This window comes from Priestia sp. FSL R5-0597 (genome assembly GCF_038006305.1).
GTDB classification, from domain to species: Bacteria; Bacillota; Bacilli; order Bacillales; family Bacillaceae_H; genus Priestia; species Priestia zanthoxyli.
On sequence record NZ_JBBOUZ010000001.1, the window covers coordinates 3,678,413 to 3,698,028 of the forward strand.

The window sequence follows — 19,616 nt, forward strand, 5'->3', positions numbered from 1 at the left end:
TTATTTAGCAATATTGTACAATGAATAGAGGTTAAGACAAAGCCGCGTGAAGAGTAGTAAGCTGCTCTTTAATCGCTTTTCGCTGAATACTTACTTTCATCAGCCAGCCATTTTCTCCGTATCTATAAATAAATTCGTACGTACCTTTAGGAAAATATTCTTTTACCAGCATGTCTCGGTTTTCAACAAATCCCGGATCGCCAATAAAATAGTTACCTTCTTCAAGCGGGAGCTCATGAACTTTTTTTTCTAGCTGCTTCTCTTCGTCTTCGTCATCATCTATCACAATGTGAAGACCACCTTCATCACGCACAACGTCAAATTCACCGTTTTGTTCAAGCTCAAGCACCGGTACCACTTGTCCATTTACCGTTAGCAGCTGCTTGGTTCCTTCAAGGACCTGGGACCAATGATCATCGTATAAGGTAGAAGAATAAAAAATATAGCCCTGAGATTTATATAATAAAAGCAGCTGTTCAAAATGATTTTTCACTTGTTCTTTATCAAATAGAATAACAAAATGCTTTCGATAGAAAAAACTTGTAAAAGGCAGAATAGACGATTGATTAAGCTCTCTAATTATTTCAGCACTATCCTTACCTGAAATAATAGCTCCGGTCAATTCCCCCGCGCCATAAGGTTTCCAATGACTTAACGCCGCTTCTGGAATCAGCACAAGGTTCGAAGATGACACATATATACTCATTCGCTTCACTCCTTTTTTCTACACTTAGACCTATATTTAACTCTCAACAAACAGAGACTTTTCTCTTATACCCTTCTTAAAAGACAGAACTTTTTCCCTAACTATGATAGATTATAACAAATATCCTCGAAAAAAATAACCTTTATTTCCTCTTTCTTCTATTTGTACACTTCTCTTATTTTAGCTGTCTTCGCAGATTTACTAGTGAACGTACTTGCTAATCTAATTCCTTAGTGTTAATTTTATTATGTCGTTTTATAATTTTTTGCATAATTGGTTTTAGACAAAAAAGTATTAATATTTTTGAATGCGATGGTGAGACATTTGGAAGAACGTACAGAACGTAAACAACATAAAAGAAAAAAGCAAAGAAAAAAGAAACGCTTTAGAAAGCTACTTCTTTTCTTTCTCATTCTTGTAATCGCCGCTGGTGCATATGTGTATTATCAATACCAACAAGGATTAGCAGAAGCAGACGGAGCTTTTGGGAAAGATGGACAGTTTGATTTTAATGGTGCAAGTGCCAATTTAGATAGCATGAATGTGCTGCTTCTCGGAATTGACTCTCGCGGTGAAGAACATTCGCGTGCCGATACAATCATGATTGCTCATTATGACAAAGACAGCAATCAGCCTAAAATTGTTTCTTTGATGCGTGATTCATATGTGGATATTCCTGGACATGGCAAAAACAAATTAAATTCAGCCTATGCATTTGGCGGGCCCGAATTAATGCGTAAGACAATTAAAGAAAATTTCGGCGTAGATGTAAACTATTATGCCGTTGTTGATTTTAAAGGTTTTTCTAAAGTTGCCGATACGATTGCCCCTGAGGGAATTACGGTTACCGTGCCACACGAAATGTCGTCAGGAATTGGCATGACGCTAAAACCTGGAAAACAAACTCTTCACGGAGATAAATTACTAGGATACGTGCGATTCCGCCATGATAGCCAAAGTGATTTCGGGCGCGTGAAGCGTCAACAAGAAGTGATTGGTAAATTAATGGATGAAGCTCTTCAAGTAAAGACACTGGCGAAAGCTCCTAAGCTATGGGGTGTCATTGATCCATATGTGGATACAAATATTCCGCCAAAAACATTTATTGTGATAGGAAAAGATTTTTTAGTTGGAAATCAGCCAGATTTAAAATCTCTTCGTTTACCGGTTGAAGGTTCCTATTCAAATGAACGAATATCCGGTATTGGTGCTGTTTTAAGCATCGACCTTGAAGAAAACAAACAAGCGTTACAGTCATTTTTAAATTAGGAAAAGGTGTCCATTAGAGGACACCTTTTTTTATACTATTCAAAAAAACTTCTGTTTTTCCTCCCTATCCTTCAAAAAATTTTCAGCTTCGACAAAAAATGGAGATAAAATGGAGTTGTTTTCTAGAAAACAGCTGTTTCTTTGGAGTTCTATTTTTTCTCCTGTATGCGTATATGAAAAGAGAAGGACTTCTTTTTTATATTTTTTAGTCAAGGAGATGAAATGATGAAATTATATGGTTTTCAATCTGAAGAAGAGCGTTCCTTTCTTCATTCTACCTATAAAGTAAACCCATTGCTTTCTCATACTGGAGATGTCAAAATCAGCTTTTTATCTTTTCAAGAAAATGATTATACCCCCCGTCAAGAAGCTACGATTCCACAGCTTCTTTTAGTCGTTCACGGGGAAGGCTGGGTAGCTGGCGATAACGGACTGAAAATTTATATCAAACAAGGTGAATCAGCATTTTGGAGAGCTGGGGAATCTTTTGAAGTCGGGAGTCTAACGGCTATGACAGGACTACTGATTGAAGGATTAGATATTGCTCCTCAAAAGCTGCTTACTTCTTTCTCGCGAACAAACGCAAATTAAAAAGCCGCTTTGACGCGGCTTTTTTTATTATCTTAGTAATTGAGCGTAGCTTTCTGCGCTATCTTGAATAACTTTGTCACTCAGGTCACCGCCTGCTCCTTGAAATAAAAATGGAGTTTGGAACTTCATACCTGTTAAATTTGCCATAGCTTGAAAAGGAAGAAGCAGATGATTCATTGGGTAACGGTTGTATCCCCCTTCTTGATAAGCTTCTGCAGGGCCTCCTGTCGAAGTAGCTACGACAAACTCTTTTCCCTGAAGTTTAGTACCTTTGCTTCCATAAGCCCATCCGTATGTTAAAACAACATCTTGCCACTCTTTTAAAAGTGCTGGTGAGCTGTACCAGTAAAATGGAAATTGAAAAACAATACGATCGAATTGAACAGCTAACTCCTGCTCTTTTTCTACATCAATTTTGAAATCGGGATAGTTTGCGTATAAATCATGAACGTACACATCCTCCTCTTTTTTTACTCGCTCTGCCCACGCTTTATTAATACGAGAAGATGCTAGATTTGGATGCGCTAAAATAACCAGTGTTTTCATTTTGATACTCTCCTTCTGATGTCTGTGCTTGCTTTTTTCTTTTCTATTTTTTACGCTTGCCTCTCACGTCTTGTTCACTCATTCTTTCCTTTTCCTTCAGGAAATCCGAGTTCGTTTACACTTATAAATTACCAGTATTATCATTCTGCTTCAATAAAATTGACTTTGCTTTTATCACCTTTAATTTTTTTATGTACCCAAAACGGAAGATAAAGGACAAGAAAGCTAAGAATCATGATTCCTTCAATCCATACTAAATACCAAGGATGAGGTCCAAGAACATCCAGCAAGGAAGCGTGCTCTGGCTTTTTCATCATGTATAAATAATTCGCACCGAGTAAACGATTCATGACATAGATAAAACCTCCGTACAGATTAACAAATACTACGCTTACCCATAAAGAACGAAACGTCGGCTCATATCTGCAGGCAGCAATTAGCATACAGCAAGCAAGTACCACACCGCCATGCGATACATAGAACTGCACATAGCGAAACTGGGCATACGCATAGCCGCCAAGGTCTGGGGTAATCATCGCTTGAACAGAGCTGCTGATCCCTGCGAAGTACACAAAATAAAAAAGAAATCTGCTTTTGGTTATCAGCATAACAACAGCCAGCAGCACGACTATATCACTCAGCTGAAGAGGCAAAGAAGTTTCAACGAACCACTGATGACATCCGATTTCCCAAGCCTGGTAGGCCGTTTCTGAAGCAATTAGAACGAGTGAAAGCAAAACGAACACAAACCTCTTTTTTCGCAGCTGCTTTCGACACAAAAAAATAACTGTTCCTATGATCACGATAATGGCTAAAGTTACAAGGTGTTCAACTGAAAAAAGCTGAAAAGAATGTTGTACAGGATGACACGCAAAAAATGAATTCATAACGGCGCCTCCTCTCCATCAAAAAACAAATTTGGTACCTTTAGCTTGTTCATAAAATCGTATTTTCATTAATGCTTCTCTCACAGCAAAAAGAGATTGAAACATAACGAAATCACGCCAATATAAAGAAGAACAAATGGGGTAAATGATCGAGTATGAATTGCCTCTTGCGCTCCAATCAATTGCTAGAAGCACCTACATATATGAAAGCTACGTCCACCATGCCAATAAAAAGATCCGAACGATTTATCGTTCGGATCTTCTTTTAGCTAAAATACTTTTGTACGGATCGTTTTGTCTTCATTTTTATTTTTTAATTAATCCTTTTTTTACTAAGAATTGATGAGCGACTTCTTCAGCCGTTTTTCCTTTTGCATTTACTTCATAGTTCATTTCACGCATTTCGTCGTCACTGATTTTACCACCCAGTTGATTTAAGATTTTTTTCAGTTCAGGGTGCTCTTTTAGCGTATCTTCACGAAGCACAGGCGCTCCTTGATACGGAGGGAAGAACTGCTGGTCGTCTTTTAAGACTTTTAAACCAAACTGTTTGATTTCAGGATCCGTTGCGTAAGCATCAAGCATGTTAATATCGCCTTTTTCAACAGCGCGATAGCGAAGCTTCGGCTCCATCGTTTTAATATTCGGGAAAGTAAGGCCATATTCTTTTTGAATGCCTACGTAGCCGTCTTCACGATCTTTAAACTCAAGCGTAAATCCTGCTTTTACTTTATCTGTTGCATTTGCCAAATCTGAAATATTCGTTAGATTATTTTCTTTGGCAAATTCTTTTGTCACGGTCAATGTGTACGTATTATTAAACTTCATTGGATCTAAATAGACAAGCCCGAATTTCTTTTTAAATCCTTCTTTTGCCTGCTTGTACACCTGTGTTTCATCTTTGCTGTCCGGCTGTTCCTTTAGATGCGTCACAATGGCTGTCCCCGTATATTCAGGGTACAAATCAATTTCCTTGTTACGCAGAGCCTCAAATACAAATACCGTTTTCCCAAGCGACGAACGAAGGTTTACTTTCATATCGGTTTGATCTTCAATTAATTCTTTGTACATATTGATTAAAATATCTTGTTCTGCGCCAATTTTCCCTCCGATAACAAGGTCTGGTTTTGTTGCGCTCATTGCTGCAAACGGAGAAACAAGAATAAGTATTAATACGATGATCATGATGAACGAGCGTTTTTTGGACCCTTTTTTAGCAGAGTGTTCAATCGTTCGCAGAATTCCATCAAAAATAAGCGCTAATAATGCTGCTGGAACGGCTCCTAATAAAATCAAACTATTATCGCTTCGGTCAATACCAAGCAAAATTAAGCTTCCGAGTCCGCCTGCTCCGATAAGAGCCACGATTGTCGCTGTACCAATAATGAGTACCATCGCTGTGCGAATTCCGGCCATAATGACAGGAAGCGCTAGAGGAAGTTCTACTTTGATTAATCGTCTCCACGAGTTCATCCCCATGGCTTTGGATGCTTCAATTAAAGATGGGTCCACTTCTTTAATTCCGGTATATGTATTTCGTACAATAGGAAGAAGCGAATATAAAAACAGTGCAATAACCGCGGGAAAGGTTCCAATTCCGACAAGAGGAATCAGTAATCCTAATAAAGCGAGTGAAGGAATGGTTTGCAGTACGGCTGTTACGCCAATGATCGGTTCAGCAATGCGGTCATGCCTCGTTAAGTACAGTCCAAGCGGCACTGAAATTAATACGGCGATCACAAGAGCCAGTACTGAAATTTGAATGTGTTCAAGAAGAGCTTGAAACAGGGCATCTCCTCGTTGATCTAATAATGTGCTTAGTGCATTCATTACAGCGTTCCTCCTTCTTTCGTTTTATCAGAAAGAAACGCTAATAGAGTTTTGCGCGTTACAACGCCAATGCGTTTGCTCCCTTTTTTCACAGCTATTGCTTCATGGTCGTAAAGGGCGTCCATTGCCTGCTGAACAGTGGCGGTTGAAGCTAGCTCTTCAGTAGGTTCTACGTCTGGCTGTTCACTTTCTTTGACAAACATATCCAATGTCTCAAATAAAGTATTTCCTTGATTTCCAATAAATGTTTTTACAAACTCATTTTTAGGCTTTTGAATGAATTCCTCCGGGGTGCCAACTTGAACGATTTCCCCATCTTTCATCAGGCAGATACGATCTCCAAGCGTCATGGCTTCGCTCATATCATGCGTAACAAACACAAATGTTTTTTTGATTTTTTCTTTTAAGCTAATAACATCTTGTTGAAGCTGTTCGCGGCTTAACGGATCGAGGGCGCTAAAGGGTTCGTCCATTAAAATAACGGGGGGATCAGCTGCGAGGGCACGTGCTACACCTACACGTTGCTGCTGGCCACCTGAGAGCTCAGACGGCTTTCGGTTTCGATATTGCTTTGGGTCTAGTCCTACCAAGGTAAGCAGTTCATCAATACGCGTTTTGATTTTGTTTTTCTTCCAATGCTTCATCTCCGGTACAATGGCTATATTCTCAGCAATGGTCATGTGAGGAAAAAGAGCAATCTGCTGTAGCACATAACCAATGTTCCAGCGCAGCTCATGTATGTTGTGGTCCAATACGAGCTTATCTTTTATGTATAGTTCTCCTTCGGTAATATCATGAAGACGGTTAATCATTTTTAAGGTGGTTGTTTTCCCACATCCACTCGGACCAATTAAAACGAAAAACTCTCCTTCTTTTATTTCTAGATTAATATTTTTCACGGCGGTCGTACCGTCTGGATATTGCTTTGACACATTCTTAAACGTAATCAAATTATCGTTCACACTCCCTGTTGAAATTTAACCCCTAGTTTCGTGTACCCAATACTTAGAGGCAATAAACATTCTTTTAAGAATATTTCTAAATATGATTCATAAGACATAGTGGAAAAGATACACATGTTTTCTAACAGCCTCCTAATAAGGCTATCAAACTGTTAAAGTTTTCACAAGGCGGGGAAGAATAATTCGGAGAATAAATTTAAAGCCAATCCAAATAAAAAAACCTTCTTTCAACAAGAAAGAAGGTTTTTGAGTATGCTAGCGACAGGGATCGAACCTGCGACCTCTTGCTTACCATGCAAGTGCTCTACCTACTGAGCTACACCAGCGTCTTGGAAAATTATATCACGTTTAAATTTATTTAGGAAGCGCTTTTTAAATTTTTTTTATTGGTATATTCTCTAATTTGAGTCTTCTGAAATTCGCACTTTCTACAAAGTTCCATATTTCATGTTAGAACTTCTTACATAAATTGTGTGAATTTTCTTTTTTTATATTACCCTTAGTAAAATAGCTTACAAAAGAAGGGAAGAAAATAGATGGAACAACAACCAACCATGACAAAATCAAAAACGGCAACTCCCTACCCAAGAGACTGCACGTTCAGCCTGGAAGATTGGACGACGCTTGCTAAGTATTGGTACCCCGTCGCACGCTGCAGTGATGTAACAGAAAAACCAACGTCCGTAAAATTACTAGATGTAAATCTAGTTTTATACCGCACCACACACAAAGTTGTAGCGGCACGTGATTTATGCGTTCACCGAGGCACTCCGCTTAGCATGGGCTGGGTGGAAGATGATGAAATTGTCTGTCCTTACCACGGCTTCCGCTACGCAACGGACGGCGCATGCACGTCAATTCCAGCTCACCCTGACGCCAACATTTCTCCCCGTCTCTGTATGGCCGTCTATCCAGTTATTGAACGATATGGATTAGTGTGGACGTCCCTGACAGGAGAACAAGATAACCTGCCTTATTTCGATGCGTGGGAGGACCCTGATTTTCAGCAAATTGTTTGTCCGAGCTTTGATATCATGGGTTCAGCCGGTCGTCAAATGGAAGGCTTTTTAGACGTAGCTCATTTTGCTTGGGTTCACACAGACACATTTGGTGATCGAAACAACGCCTTTGTGCCTAAATATAAAGTAAGCGATACAGACTATGGGCTTCATGTAGAATATACGAGCACCGTGAGCAATTATTCCAAAGAACAGCAGCATTTAAATCCACCTGATTTTAAATGGCTTCGCGTCTTTGATGTTTATCCCCCGTTTACAGCTACGCTAAAAGTATACTTCCCAGAAGGCGCAGAGCTGTGGATTATGAATGCAGTCTCTCCTATTTCAGCCCGCGAAACACGTTTATTCGCGCCAATCGCTCGAAACTTTGACAAAGATTCTCCCGTTGAAGGTGTGTATGACTTTAACCTTCGCGTCTTTGACGAAGACCGTGAAATGGTTGAAAACCAAAAACCTGAAGACTTGCCTTTAGACCTGCAGATGGAAGCGCATATTATGGCTGATCAAACGTCCATCGGTTACAGGAAATTATTAAAGAAAATGGGCTTAAGCTTTAGATATACAAGCTAAAAAAAATCCCCGCTGTCTCAGCGGGGATTTTTTTATTTAGCAAACTGCTCGCGTGCTGCTTTTTCCTTTATCACTTCATCTTCACTTGCCGGCGTTGCGCGTTTCATGAAGAATGAAAGAATTAAGGCAACCACCACTAGGACTACTGAGACAGCAAACGCATCGTTAATCCCTTGTACCATTGCCTGCATCCCAATCTGTTCTTTCATTTGAGCTGCCCCGGCTGCGGTTGCATTAGCTGCTCCTGCTCCGCTCATTGCATCTTGAGCGAGCTCTTTTGCATGAGTAGCTGTACGGTTTGACATCACCGTTACTAAAAGAGCCGAACCAATAGCTCCCGATACTTGTTGAAGCGTATTGTTCATCGCAGTACCATGCGGATTAAAACGCTGCGGAAGCTGATTTAATCCGTTTGTCATAACCGGCATCATCACCATAGACATTCCGAACATACGAAGCGTGTAAAGCGTAATGAGGGTTGTATAGGTCGTATCAAGCTCTAAGTTACTGAAGAAATACGTCGTAACGGCTGTAATCGTTAGACCCGTTACAGCCAATGCACGCGCTCCGAATTTATCAAATAATTTTCCGGTAATCGGTGACATCACACCCATTAGCAGCGCACCTGGAAGCATTAGTAATCCTGAATGAAGCGGAGAGATGCCTCGTACCGTTTGAACATAAATTGGCATTAGCAGCATGGCTGAGAATAATGCCATTGTGATCACCATCGAAATCGTTGATGATAAAGCAAACATTGGATATTTAAAAATGCGGAATTCAAGCATCGGTGTTTTAAGCTTGAACTGACGTGTAATAAATAAAATCAGAGCCACAGCTCCTACGATAATGGTACCGTATACTTCCACAGAATCCCAGCCTTTATCCCCTGCTGAGCTAAACCCGTATAGAAGTCCGCCAAATCCAATTGTAGATAGCAAAAGGGATAAAAAATCCAAATTGATTTCCACTTTTTCTTTTTTGTCTTTTAATAGGAAGAAAGCGCCTATTAATACAATGGCTGCGATTGGCGTAACAAGGTGGAACAGCATTCTCCACTCATAGTGTTCAATTAGCCATCCTGATAATGTAGGACCAATTGCCGGAGCAAAAATCATAACTAAACCGAAAATCCCCATCGCAGCTCCGCGTTTTTCTAATGGAAAACTTGTGAGCAATACGTTCATTAAAAGCGGCATCATAATAGCTGCGCCTGACGCTTGAATAATACGAGCGGTTAACAAGACCGAAAACACGGGCGAAGCACCTGCAAGTATTGTTCCTGCTGTAAATAAAGTCATCGCCGTTAAAAATAAGCCTCTGACAGAATAGCGCTGAATTAAAAAAGCGGTAGTTGGAATCATAATACCATTCACTAACATATAACCAGTAGAAAGCCACTGGACAGTTGACGTTGTCACATCTAAGTCTTTCATAATAGACGGCAGCGCCACATTTAATAACGTTTCATTCAATAATGAGATAAAAGCGCCAATTAACAAAATAGCAATTATGCCATAAGGCGGCTTTTCCATTTGATTTATCGATCGACTCATTATTGTACCTCCTTATACTTTAGGTTCATTTTTTTAGACACGTGTTCTACATAGAGTATATTATACTGTGAGTTCAATTTATGCAAGTGAAAAATCTTACGTTCACGTTCTTTATTTTCTCAACTTTTTTAGTCCTATAATCCTTTTATACCAATATATTGTAGTGATATCGTTCAGTTTTCCGAAAAGAACATTTGTGTAAACGTTTTAAATCATGTATCATAAAGTTGGACCATGAGTCTAATTTTACATTTAGGTGATAATAATGAATAATCGAAAACAGCAAGTTGTAAAAAATGCACACCATCTCTTCGTTGAAAAGGGATTTCAAGCTACATCCATTCAAGACATCATTGATTATAGCGGCATTTCAAAAGGAACATTCTACAACTATTTTTCTTCAAAAAATGAATTGTTAATCGCTGTTTTTACCTGGCTTCATACAACAATTGAACAAGAGCGCAATCAGCTGCTGGTTGGTAAAAGTCTGACCGATGTAGATGTATTTATTAAACAGATCGATGCGCAGATGAAAAACCATCACAAACATAAATTTTTTACGTTACTTGAAGAAGTATTTGTTTCTAATGATCCTGATTTAAAAGCATACATAAAAAAAACCCAGTTCATTGAAGTAAACTGGTTCTACAAACGGTTTATTGATTTATTTGGACAAGAAAAGAAACCTTATCTGCTAGATTGTGCAATTATGTTTCTTGGCATGCTTCACCGCAACTTTCACTATAACTTTATGGTCAATGGTACAAAGACTGATCCCCATGAGATTATAACTTACAGCGTTAAGCGTCTGCTTCCTCTTGTAGACGAAGTAGCAAGTTCAGGAGACATTTTGCTCGATCCGCAAACGATCAAAGAATGGCTTCCATCTTGCCCAAATACTAAAAATCAAATAGAACAGGACATTTCCGCAGCACTTATCGATTTAAAAAAGCAAGCTCACAAACAATTTACGGATGAATTCGAACGTCAAAAATGCACAGAGCTTATTAGTTTTATTGAAGAAGAGATGTTTAAACAATCAAATCCACGCAAGTTTGTTGTGGATAGTGCCCTTCATTCATTAAAGCAGCTGCCTGTTAACAACAGTAAAACGAACCTAGAGGAACTGCAAACGATGATTGATCAGTATGTGAGTGAACTTCATTAAAAAATCCGAATGCGTTTGATTCTCCCTCAAGAATCAAACGCATTCGGATCTTCCTTCAACTAAATAACTTTTGTCCCAGTCTCTTTACTCACAAAGGGGAAATTGAAGTGAAAAGCACGTTTCTTTTCCTTTTACGCTAGACACACTTACTTTTCCCTTCATATAATGAATAATACTGAAAGATACCATCGTTCCAAGCCCCGTACCTTTTTCTTTTGTTGTAAAATACGGTTCGCCTAACCGGTTGATTTGTTCTTGCGTCATACCGCAGCCTGTATCCATAATATCAACGATCACAACTCCGCCTTCTTTTCCTACTTTAATAGTTAACGTGCCTCCGTTTTGCATGGCTTCAATACTATTTTTAAATAAGTTGATTAGACACTGCTGAAGCTTTCTTCTTTCTCCCATTACGAAGAACTTCACTTCTTCATCGAATGTAAAATCAATCGCGACTCCGTTCATATTGGCAAGAGGCGTCATAATATGGGTGACGTGATGAATTTCTTCTGACATATTCATTTTTTCATTTCGTTCCGGAGCGGAATTGGCAAACAGCAAGTAATCATCAATGATTTCTTTTGCGCGGTCTAGTTCATTAATAGCAATCGAAATGTAGCGTTTTTTAGCAGGTTCTTTTTCATCTTCTTGCAGCATTTGCATAAATCCTCTGCTTGCAGTTAGAGGATTTCGCACCTCATGAGAGATGCTGGCAGCTAAATGACTGACAATTTCTAGCTTTTCTGCTTTCATCAGGCGCTGCAGCACTAATAAATTTGCCCGTATCGCTTCCCACAGTATGGTAATCACAAACATGCCTGCCACATCTAAAACAGCGAACTGAACCCACACGCTAATAGGAATGCTTGTTACGTGTAAGACAAAAATAGATACAAGCATAGCTAATAAAGAACCAATTACACTAAGACAGGTGCTCACGATAATTCTATTTTTTAATGAGAAATGTAAAAAGTATTTTGTTATGAAAAATAAAGGAATGGATAAAATCGGCAGAGCAATTAATGTTGATAAAAACCCTACATCATACCCGCCAATTAGCAAGCGCAGCAGTAAAATAAAGACGAAAAGCAAGCTTCCTAGCGGCCAGCCTCCATATAACGTTCCTAAAATATAAGGAATTCTTCGTAAATCCATTCGATAGTCATCCGGGACATAAGCTCCGTTAACCGGAAACAAAAGGCAAAAGGTAATAGCTAAAATCGGAAATACCGCGATATAGTGGTCTTTCCACCAATGAACTTTTTTAGCATACTTGATCAAATAAAACATCTGCACTAAAAACAGCGCCAATAAAATAAATAAAAAATTAATTAACAAATCTTTCGTAACAAAACTCATGCATTCACCGGTCTTTCAAATGAGATAAAAATAAACTCTTTTATTGCATTTACATTTGTAACACAAATTAGAGCGTAATCATAGATAAATAAACGTATTCTATTTACTTTTTTATAACTTCCTATGACTTTATCGTCCGTTCCCTAAAATAGTGAAGACTAAGAAAACCTTTTCAACTTCACTAAAAATATTCAGAATTTTATTTACATATGAGTTACAATGCTCTATAATCAGATCAATGTACTTGGTTTTGAGAGTAGGAGGACAAAATATGGAACTATCAATTACCTTAATGGGATTATTCGTTGGAACCCTTGTAGGCTTAACGGGGGTTGGAGGTGCCGCTTTATTAACACCTTTACTGATTGTACTCGGCATTAACCCTTCCATTGCCGTAGGAACAGATCTTGTCTACAATTCTATCACAAAATTATTCGGAGTCGCTCAGCACTACAAACAGCGAACCATTAACTTTAAATTAGCAAAATATTTAGCTTTCGGAAGTATTCCGAGCGCTGTGCTGGCTATTGTCACACTTCATGCATTCCCATCTTTTCACGAGCATCAAGAAACGATTATTAAGCACGCTCTCGGGTACGTCATGACGCTGGTTGCCATCTCAATTATCTTTCGCGTCTTTTTTGATAAATTAATTCGCCCAAATCGGTTTCAGGAAATGGACTTAAATCAGAAAAAAGGATTAACAATCGGAATTGGCGTAGTCTTTGGGTTCATTGTCGGACTAACATCGATTGGTTCTGGCTCATTATTTGCCATTGCAATGCTGTACTTATTTAAGTTAAAAACATCTGAGCTGGTTGGTACTGATATTGCACATGCGTTTCTTCTCGTTACGGTGGCTGGTATTTTAAATGCAAGCTTTGGAAGCGTTGATTATATGTTGACTGCTAACCTATTAACTGGATCTATTCCGGGTGTGTTACTCGGAAGCCGTTTATCAACGAAAGTGCCTTCAAGACCGCTTCAAGCCATTATGGCGACCATCATTTTAATTAGCGGAATTAAACTAATTTAATAAATAAAAAGCACATGCCTTTGCATGTGCTTTTTATTAGTTTTTTTAAAGATCTACATTAAAAATAATAATGTTTGAAACCACTCCCTTCCCTTCTTATACACTTCAACTAATATTTTTATTGAATTTTAGTCAAAGAGACCAATGACACCTCAAACAACCTTACGTTAAAATGTAAAAAAACATAACATCTATTGTAACATCAAAAAAATTGTACGACGAAGGGAGAACACATGACACAAACAGCGGCAAAAAGTAAGCAAAAACCTTTTTATAAAGGTCTTTTCTTTCAAATTATGATGGCAATTGTACTTGGCGTAGCCGTAGGATATCTATGGCCAAGCTTTGGAAATGCTGTGAAACCGATTGGAGACGGTTTTATTAAGCTCATCAAAATGCTGATTGCTCCTCTTATCTTTGGGGTAGTCGTTGTCGGAATTGCCAAGGTTGGAAACATTAAAACAGTTGGGCGTATCGGTGGAAAAACCATTCTTTACTTCGAAATTGTCACAACATTCGCTCTACTTATCGGTCTATTAGTAGCAAACGTAATGAACCCCGGGGCCGGTATGAATGTTGACCCTTCAAGCTTAAGCACAACTGAAGTGGACGCGAAGACAAACGGCTCCGAACTTCCGAGCGAAGGTGATTTTTTTCTTAATATGATTCCAGACAGTGCAGTTGGTGCTTTTTCAAACAACTCCATGCTTCAAGTGCTTTTAATTTCGTGTTTGTTCGGAATCGCTCTTGTCCATATAGGTGGAAAAACAGCGGAGACCCTTCTACACGTATTAGAAAAAGTAAATGATGTGTTATTTAAAATTATGGGATACATCATGAAGTTAACGGCTCTTGCCACGTTTAGCGCCATGGCATTTGCAGTCAGTCAGTACGGTCTTGGAACACTTGCTGCATTTGGAAAGCTATTTATCGCTATGACAATTGCTTGTCTAGCATTTGTTCTTGTTTTAGCTGTTATTTTACGAACCTATTTAAAATTAAGCTTGTGGAAAGTTATTCTATATATACGAGAAGAAATTATGCTGGCATTTGCTACGGGTTCTACTGAAGCCGTTATGCCGCAGCTCATGGATAAATTTGAACAAGCAGGATGCAACAAAGCAGTCGTTGGCCTTGTTGTGCCTACGGGCTATTCGTTTAATCTAGACGGTGCTTCTATCTACCTGTCTCTTGCTCTCGTCTTTTTAGCACAAGCAACGGGCGTGGACTTGAGCCTCACTGATCAGCTTTTAATGCTTGGTGTTCTTCTTCTTACGTCTAAAGGAATGGCTGGCATTCCAGGATCAGCTTTTGTTGCTCTTTCTGCTACCGCAGCAGCAACCGGATCCATTCCGGTAGCTGCCGTTGCTCTGATGCTTGCTCCTGATCGCTTTATGGGTAATTACCGGACCACAGTTAATATTATTGGTTATGCGGTAGCTGCTTTTATTATCGCACGATGGGAAAATTTATTAGACCTACAAAAAGCCAATGATGTGCTGGACGGAAAAATTACGTATCAGCCCAAAAATGCTGAAATTTCTCTCCCTGAGAGTATTCCAGCAGCCAATGAAAAAGCATTTTAATAAAAAAAATTCCTGGCCGAGACAAGTCTATTTTACTTGTTTTTCGGGCAGGAATTTAATTGTTACATGAAAGGCCTTTTGCTGAAATTTATTTTCTTCCAGTATTTTATATACCATTTGTTTAATCGTTTCTTGCGTTTTGGCATCAGCTGAAACGGAAGGCTCCATATACACATCCAGCTCTACTCTGTCTTTTGAATAAAGGGAAGAATTCACACCCCTTGATTCATAGCCCGCTTCAGTTAAACCGCTGCTGATTTTATGCCAAATATCCAGTTTGTCCATTTGTTTAATAACAGGCTTTGCTTCTTCGTACACTTGTGCTTGCTGAGTCTTGGAAACTTCTTCTTTTTTAATAAAAACTGCATATCCTGAACCTACTATTAAAAACGTCATGATAGCAAATGCTCGCATTCTTTTCATTCTCTCACCTCATTTAGAGATATAGATTATAAATATGCGAACAATTGCTACAGTATGACGGCTTGTATCTCTACTTCTTTTCTACTATACTCAACAGTCGTTTAGAACCGGCGTGCACTTCTTCTATCATACTGTCAAACAGCTCTTGCACCGTTGGAATACTATCAATCAGTCCAACGACTTGGCCTGCCCATCCATAGCCTTCATCGATTTTATTTTCATAAATATACCGGCAGTTTGCCCCTCCGCTAATGACGTCTTTTAACTCTTCGTATCTCTCTCCTTGCTCCTCACGCTTAATAATGTCAAGAGTATAGTGGGACTTCAATACGCGTCCAGGTGCCCCGAACGAACGTTTAATAACCACAGTATCCGTTTCTTTTGCTTCTATAATAGCTTGTTTATACGCATCATGGGCATCTACACATTCTTTTGTCGCGATAAAACGTGTTCCCATTTCTATCCCTTCAGCGCCTAATGATAACGCTGCCAATAATCCTTGTCCGTTTCCAATCCCTCCGCTTGCCAAGACGGGAATTGACACAGCCGCAGCTACTCGAGGAATTAATACCATTGTGCCTAAATCCTCACGTCCGATATGTCCTCCAGCTTCTTGCCCTACTGCCATGACAGCATCTGCTCCTAGCTTCTCAGCTTTTTGAGCTTGACGTACGTTGGCTACCAGCACGAGCGTTTTAATTCCCGTTCCTTTTAATCTTTCAAAAATAGGTGCGGGATTTGCTCCTGTTATGGAAATAACCGGAACACCTTCTTCTACTGCTGCGTCGAGAAGTTCTTTATAAGAACCTTCTGTTTGACCTCCAACAGCAAAATTAACGCCAAAAGGACGCTCAGTTAAAGAACGTACTTTCTTAATTTCAGCTTGAAGTTTCTCAGGTGTTCGGAGCGTCATAGCTGTAATTTGTCCAAGCCCGCCTGCATTTGAGACAGCAGCCGCAAGTTCTGCGTACGCTAGATACGCAAGACCTCCTTGTACAATTGGATATTGAATTCCTAATAAATCTGTTACCCGTGTTTTCATCTATGTATCCCCTCTCCTTTTATTTTTGTATTTATGAATACTTATTCATAATCATAACAAGAAAATAACGGATTTCCTACGAAAAAATTCCAACATTTCTGTTTGCTTCAACTTTTGACAGGGTACACATTTTGTAATGATTATTAACTGAAGATCAAGGAGGAAGACAAGTATGACAAAAAAGCACCCTGTAAATGAAAAAAGCAAGCAAGAACAGCTCGAGCAGTTTAAAACAGACGATCGAAACCAAGCACTTACAACCAATCAAGGGTTAAAGCTTTCCGAAGATGAATTTTCTTTAAAAGCAGGCGAACGTGGTCCAACCCTTATGGAAGACTTTCATTTCCGTGAAAAAATGACGCATTTTGACCACGAGCGCATTCCTGAACGCATCGTTCATGCACGCGGCTTCGCTGCTCACGGAGAATTTGAGCTGTATGACTCGCTCAGCGAATATACAAAAGCTAATTTTTTACAGAATCCATCTGTAAAAACACCTGTATTTGTCCGTTTCTCTACTGTAGCAGGTTCTAAAGGTTCAGCTGAAACGGTTCGCGACGCACGTGGTTTTGCAACGAAATTTTATACAGAAGAAGGAAACTATGACTTAGTTGGAAATAACATTCCCGTGTTCTTTATCCAAGATGCGATTAAATTCCCTGATTTAATTCACGCTGTTAAGCCTGAGCCACACAACGAAATGCCGCAGGCGGCTTCAGCACATGATACGTTTTGGGATTTTGTCGCCAATAACCAAGAGTCCGCTCACATGGTCATGTGGTCAATGTCAGACCGCGCAATTCCTCGCAGCTTACGTATGATGGAAGGCTTCGGCGTACATACTTTTCGCTTAGTTAATGCAGAAGGAAAAGCTCATTTTGTCAAATTCCACTGGAAGCCTGTGCTCGGAACGCATTCCCTTGTTTGGGACGAAGCTCAAACCATTTCTGGGAAAGACCCTGATTTTCATCGCCGAGATTTATGGGAGTCAATTGAAAACGGAGACTATCCTGAATATGAGCTAGGGCTTCAAATCATAGCTGAGGAAGATGAATTTAAATTCGACTTTGACATTCTCGATCCAACTAAGCTTTGGCCAGAAGAAGACATTCCCGTCAAATTGGTTGGAAAAATGACCTTAAATCGAAATGTAGACAACGTATTTGCCGAAACGGAACAAGTCGCATTCCATCCGGGGCATGTAGTACCGGGAATTGATTTTTCCAATGATCCTCTCTTACAAGGAAGATTGTTTTCATACACGGATACCCAGCTTATTCGTCTTGGCGGCCCGAATTTCCACGAACTTCCAATCAACCGTCCAGTGTGCCCGTTTCATAACAATCAACGCGACGGTTACGGACGTCAAACGATTAACAAAGGGCCTGTCAGCTATCACAGAAACTCTCTTGCAGCCAATACCCCGGCTCCTGTACCAGAGTCAGAGGGCGGTTATTCTCACTATCAGGAAAAAGTGGAAGGAAGAAAAGTTCGAAGCCGAAGCGAAAGTTTTAAAGACCACTTTTCACAGGCAACGCTATTTTGGAATAGCATGAGCGACCCTGAAAAAGAGCATATTATCAGTGCTTTCAGCTTTGAGCTTGGAAAAGTGAAAAGCAAGTCTGTTCAGCAACAGGTTGTTGATATGTTTGCCAACGTCAGTACAGTGCTAGCTAAACAAGTGGCACAAGCGATTGGTGCAACGCCTCCATCAGGAGAAGACGCGCCAGTGACCAAGTCGTCTCCGGCTCTTAGTCAGGAACAGACGATTAAAAAGCCGAATACGCGTAAAGTAGCTGTCATTGTAGCTAATGACTTTAGCGGTGACCTACCACAAGTGTTAAACAGTTTAAAACAACAGGGCATTCAGCCTGAAATTGTAAGCACAACCCTCCAAAACGTAAAAGGAACAGACGGGTCAGAACTTGAAGTACAGCACACGTTCTTAACAAGTGATTCTGTCTTATTCGATGCGGTTTATGTTGTCGGAAGTTCGTCAGCTGATGAGAAGTTTCGTAAAGAAGCACTGACGTTTGCTCAAGAAGCATTCGAGCATTTTAAACCAATTGGCGCCACAGATGAAGGTGTTAAGTGGCTAAAAGCTGCTGGCTTAGATAGTAGTCCCGGTGTCGTAACTGGAGATTCTACACGCTTTACAGATGAATTTATTGAAGCTGTTTCAGCTCACCGCCACTGGAATCGTCACGTTATATAAATGACAAAAAAGATAGGGATCTTCCCTATCTTTTTTACATGGAGTCACAGCAATTGAAGAAAAGCCGATTTTTTGCTTATACTAGATAATGCACCTTAGATTTTCAGGAGGCAAAAGGAAGACATGCTCACAAACAAATCATCTTACTTTTTACAATTAACGAAACGATTCAAAAAAGCTGCAACGGCAAATTCAGTTATCCTTGGAATTTTGTTAGCTATTGTGGGAGGTTTTCTTGATGCTTATACGTATATAAGCAGAAACGGAGTATTTGCAAATGCACAAAGTGGAAATATCGTTTTATTAGGTGTAAAGGCAGCACAAGGTCAATGGACAGAAGCTTTTCTTCATATTCCCCCTATTGTAGCCTTTATCCTAGGCGTTGCTGTAACCGAAACATTTAAGCAGCCGCGATTTGTATCTGTACTCCCTGATACTTCTCGTATTGTATTGCTTTTAGAAATTGTCGTACTCATTATTGTTGGGTTTTTACCACCTAGTGTTCCTAATATGTTGGTTACAGTAACAATTTCATTTGTTGCTGCTCTTCAAGTTTCTTCATTTAGAACTTTGATAAAATGGTCATATAATACAACCATGACAACTGGAAACCTTCGTACTGCTTCTCAAGCAGCATACTATGCTATATTCAAACGCGACGAAAATGCTGCTTATCAGTGCCTTCGTTTTACGGCCATTATCCTCTCTTTTTTGAGCGGGGCATTGTTAGGTTCTATTTCTACTTTCACCCTGGGGACAAAAGCAGTTTGGCTAGCTTCTGCTATTCTTTTTCTCGCTTTTGTCATTTTAAATTCAGAATCTCAAAAAAGCCTTTGAAGTCAATGATTTCA

At 39.5% G+C, this 19,616-nt stretch carries 17 protein-coding genes and 1 tRNA gene; 8 read left to right on the forward strand and 10 right to left on the reverse strand.

The window, feature by feature from the left end; translation table 11 throughout:
* Positions 1-31: 31 nt before the first annotated feature.
* The gene (locus tag MKX72_RS19360) at positions 32-706 is read right to left on the reverse strand and encodes a hypothetical protein (protein WP_033579911.1); all 675 of its coding nucleotides are present in this window, start codon (positions 704-706) and stop codon (positions 32-34) included.
* 537 nt (positions 707-1,243) lie between these two features.
* Here MKX72_RS19360 and MKX72_RS19365 point away from each other — a divergent pair.
* Positions 1,244-1,975, forward strand: a complete 732-nt coding sequence (locus MKX72_RS19365) for an LCP family protein (RefSeq protein WP_371129326.1) — start codon at positions 1,244-1,246, stop codon at positions 1,973-1,975.
* A 222-nt stretch (positions 1,976-2,197) separates the two neighbouring features.
* Positions 2,198-2,566, forward strand: coding sequence for a cupin (locus MKX72_RS19370; RefSeq protein WP_231099260.1), 369 nt, complete (start codon positions 2,198-2,200; stop codon positions 2,564-2,566).
* A 27-nt stretch (positions 2,567-2,593) separates the two neighbouring features.
* Here MKX72_RS19370 and MKX72_RS19375 read toward each other — a convergent pair whose 3' ends face one another.
* The 5 genes from MKX72_RS19375 to MKX72_RS19395 all read right to left on the reverse strand — a co-directional run bounded on the left by MKX72_RS19375 (position 2,594) and on the right by MKX72_RS19395 (position 7,117).
* On the reverse strand, positions 2,594-3,112 hold the full coding sequence (locus MKX72_RS19375; protein ID WP_033579910.1) for an NAD(P)H-dependent oxidoreductase: 519 nt from the start codon (positions 3,110-3,112) through the stop codon (positions 2,594-2,596).
* Positions 3,113-3,252: 140 nt separating this feature from the next.
* Positions 3,253-3,999: a YwaF family protein gene (locus MKX72_RS19380; protein ID WP_154992296.1), complete on the reverse strand. Its 747-nt coding sequence runs from the start codon at positions 3,997-3,999 to the stop codon at positions 3,253-3,255.
* 306 nt (positions 4,000-4,305) lie between these two features.
* Positions 4,306-5,829, reverse strand: a complete 1,524-nt coding sequence (locus tag MKX72_RS19385) for an ABC transporter permease/substrate-binding protein (RefSeq protein ID WP_155007710.1) — start codon at positions 5,827-5,829, stop codon at positions 4,306-4,308.
* Entirely contained in the window at positions 5,829-6,779 is a 951-nt protein-coding gene (locus MKX72_RS19390; RefSeq protein WP_033579907.1) for an ABC transporter ATP-binding protein, read from the reverse strand. The genes MKX72_RS19385 and MKX72_RS19390 overlap by 1 nt, the downstream gene beginning before the upstream one ends.
* A 265-nt stretch (positions 6,780-7,044) precedes the next feature.
* Positions 7,045-7,117: transfer RNA gene (locus MKX72_RS19395), tRNA-Thr, on the reverse strand.
* Between the two features lie 210 nt (positions 7,118-7,327).
* Here MKX72_RS19395 and MKX72_RS19400 point away from each other — a divergent pair.
* On the forward strand, positions 7,328-8,380 hold the full coding sequence (locus tag MKX72_RS19400; protein ID WP_028415032.1) for an aromatic ring-hydroxylating dioxygenase subunit alpha: 1,053 nt from the start codon (positions 7,328-7,330) through the stop codon (positions 8,378-8,380).
* Between the two features lie 32 nt (positions 8,381-8,412).
* On the opposite strand, the gene MKX72_RS19405 is transcribed toward MKX72_RS19400, so the two are convergent.
* Positions 8,413-9,936, reverse strand: a complete 1,524-nt coding sequence (locus MKX72_RS19405) for a DHA2 family efflux MFS transporter permease subunit (RefSeq protein WP_028415033.1) — start codon at positions 9,934-9,936, stop codon at positions 8,413-8,415.
* Positions 9,937-10,201: 265 nt separating this feature from the next.
* Here MKX72_RS19405 and MKX72_RS19410 point away from each other — a divergent pair, with 265 nt between their 5' ends.
* Positions 10,202-11,104, forward strand: coding sequence for a TetR/AcrR family transcriptional regulator (locus MKX72_RS19410; protein ID WP_154992299.1), 903 nt, complete (start codon positions 10,202-10,204; stop codon positions 11,102-11,104).
* Between the two features lie 84 nt (positions 11,105-11,188).
* Here MKX72_RS19410 and MKX72_RS19415 read toward each other — a convergent pair whose 3' ends face one another.
* Complete coding sequence (locus MKX72_RS19415) at positions 11,189-12,463, reverse strand: ATP-binding protein (protein ID WP_033579905.1); 1,275 nt, start codon at positions 12,461-12,463, stop codon at positions 11,189-11,191.
* Between the two features lie 271 nt (positions 12,464-12,734).
* Between MKX72_RS19415 and MKX72_RS19420 the strand changes: the two genes are divergently transcribed.
* Complete coding sequence (locus tag MKX72_RS19420; RefSeq protein WP_028415040.1) at positions 12,735-13,499, forward strand: sulfite exporter TauE/SafE family protein; 765 nt, start codon at positions 12,735-12,737, stop codon at positions 13,497-13,499.
* A 233-nt stretch (positions 13,500-13,732) separates the two neighbouring features.
* Positions 13,733-15,085 (forward strand): cation:dicarboxylate symporter family transporter, encoded by a 1,353-nt coding sequence (locus tag MKX72_RS19425; protein ID WP_028415041.1) that lies wholly within the window; start codon positions 13,733-13,735, stop codon positions 15,083-15,085.
* Between the two features lie 27 nt (positions 15,086-15,112).
* Here the strand turns inward: MKX72_RS19425 and MKX72_RS19430 are convergent, their stop codons facing one another.
* Both MKX72_RS19430 and MKX72_RS19435 read right to left on the reverse strand, forming a co-directional pair.
* Positions 15,113-15,508 (reverse strand): hypothetical protein, encoded by a 396-nt coding sequence (locus tag MKX72_RS19430; protein ID WP_033579904.1) that lies wholly within the window; start codon positions 15,506-15,508, stop codon positions 15,113-15,115.
* A 70-nt stretch (positions 15,509-15,578) separates the two neighbouring features.
* Positions 15,579-16,550, reverse strand: a complete 972-nt coding sequence (locus MKX72_RS19435; protein ID WP_155007709.1) for an NAD(P)H-dependent flavin oxidoreductase — start codon at positions 16,548-16,550, stop codon at positions 15,579-15,581.
* Between the two features lie 172 nt (positions 16,551-16,722).
* On the opposite strand from MKX72_RS19435, the gene MKX72_RS19440 reads away from it, so the two are divergent.
* Positions 16,723-18,765 carry a catalase gene (locus MKX72_RS19440; RefSeq protein ID WP_155007708.1) on the forward strand — a complete coding sequence of 681 codons (2,043 nt, stop codon included), beginning with the start codon at positions 16,723-16,725 and terminating at the stop codon, positions 18,763-18,765.
* Between the two features lie 123 nt (positions 18,766-18,888).
* Positions 18,889-19,602, forward strand: coding sequence for a YoaK family protein (locus tag MKX72_RS19445; RefSeq protein ID WP_155007707.1), 714 nt, complete (start codon positions 18,889-18,891; stop codon positions 19,600-19,602).
* Positions 19,603-19,616 lie beyond the last annotated feature (14 nt).

What these genes read in the sequence shown, in the direction of transcription:
- MKX72_RS19360 (WP_033579911.1), bottom strand. Translation starts at nt 706, where the DNA reads ATGAGTATATATGTGTCATCTTCGAACCTTGTGCTGATTCCAGAAGCG.
- MKX72_RS19365 (WP_371129326.1), top strand. Translation starts at nt 1,244, where the DNA reads ATGAATGTGCTGCTTCTCGGAATTGACTCTCGCGGTGAAGAACATTCG.
- MKX72_RS19370 (WP_231099260.1), top strand. Translation starts at nt 2,198, where the DNA reads ATGATGAAATTATATGGTTTTCAATCTGAAGAAGAGCGTTCCTTTCTT.
- MKX72_RS19375 (WP_033579910.1), bottom strand. Translation starts at nt 3,112, where the DNA reads ATGAAAACACTGGTTATTTTAGCGCATCCAAATCTAGCATCTTCTCGT.
- MKX72_RS19380 (WP_154992296.1), bottom strand. Translation starts at nt 3,999, where the DNA reads ATGAATTCATTTTTTGCGTGTCATCCTGTACAACATTCTTTTCAGCTT.
- MKX72_RS19385 (WP_155007710.1), bottom strand. Translation starts at nt 5,829, where the DNA reads ATGAATGCACTAAGCACATTATTAGATCAACGAGGAGATGCCCTGTTT.
- MKX72_RS19400 (WP_028415032.1), top strand. Translation starts at nt 7,328, where the DNA reads ATGGAACAACAACCAACCATGACAAAATCAAAAACGGCAACTCCCTAC.
- MKX72_RS19405 (WP_028415033.1), bottom strand. Translation starts at nt 9,936, where the DNA reads ATGAGTCGATCGATAAATCAAATGGAAAAGCCGCCTTATGGCATAATT.
- MKX72_RS19410 (WP_154992299.1), top strand. Translation starts at nt 10,202, where the DNA reads ATGAATAATCGAAAACAGCAAGTTGTAAAAAATGCACACCATCTCTTC.
- MKX72_RS19415 (WP_033579905.1), bottom strand. Translation starts at nt 12,463, where the DNA reads ATGAGTTTTGTTACGAAAGATTTGTTAATTAATTTTTTATTTATTTTA.
- MKX72_RS19420 (WP_028415040.1), top strand. Translation starts at nt 12,735, where the DNA reads ATGGAACTATCAATTACCTTAATGGGATTATTCGTTGGAACCCTTGTA.
- MKX72_RS19425 (WP_028415041.1), top strand. Translation starts at nt 13,733, where the DNA reads ATGACACAAACAGCGGCAAAAAGTAAGCAAAAACCTTTTTATAAAGGT.
- MKX72_RS19430 (WP_033579904.1), bottom strand. Translation starts at nt 15,508, where the DNA reads ATGAAAAGAATGCGAGCATTTGCTATCATGACGTTTTTAATAGTAGGT.
- MKX72_RS19435 (WP_155007709.1), bottom strand. Translation starts at nt 16,550, where the DNA reads ATGAAAACACGGGTAACAGATTTATTAGGAATTCAATATCCAATTGTA.
- MKX72_RS19440 (WP_155007708.1), top strand. Translation starts at nt 16,723, where the DNA reads ATGACAAAAAAGCACCCTGTAAATGAAAAAAGCAAGCAAGAACAGCTC.
- MKX72_RS19445 (WP_155007707.1), top strand. Translation starts at nt 18,889, where the DNA reads ATGCTCACAAACAAATCATCTTACTTTTTACAATTAACGAAACGATTC.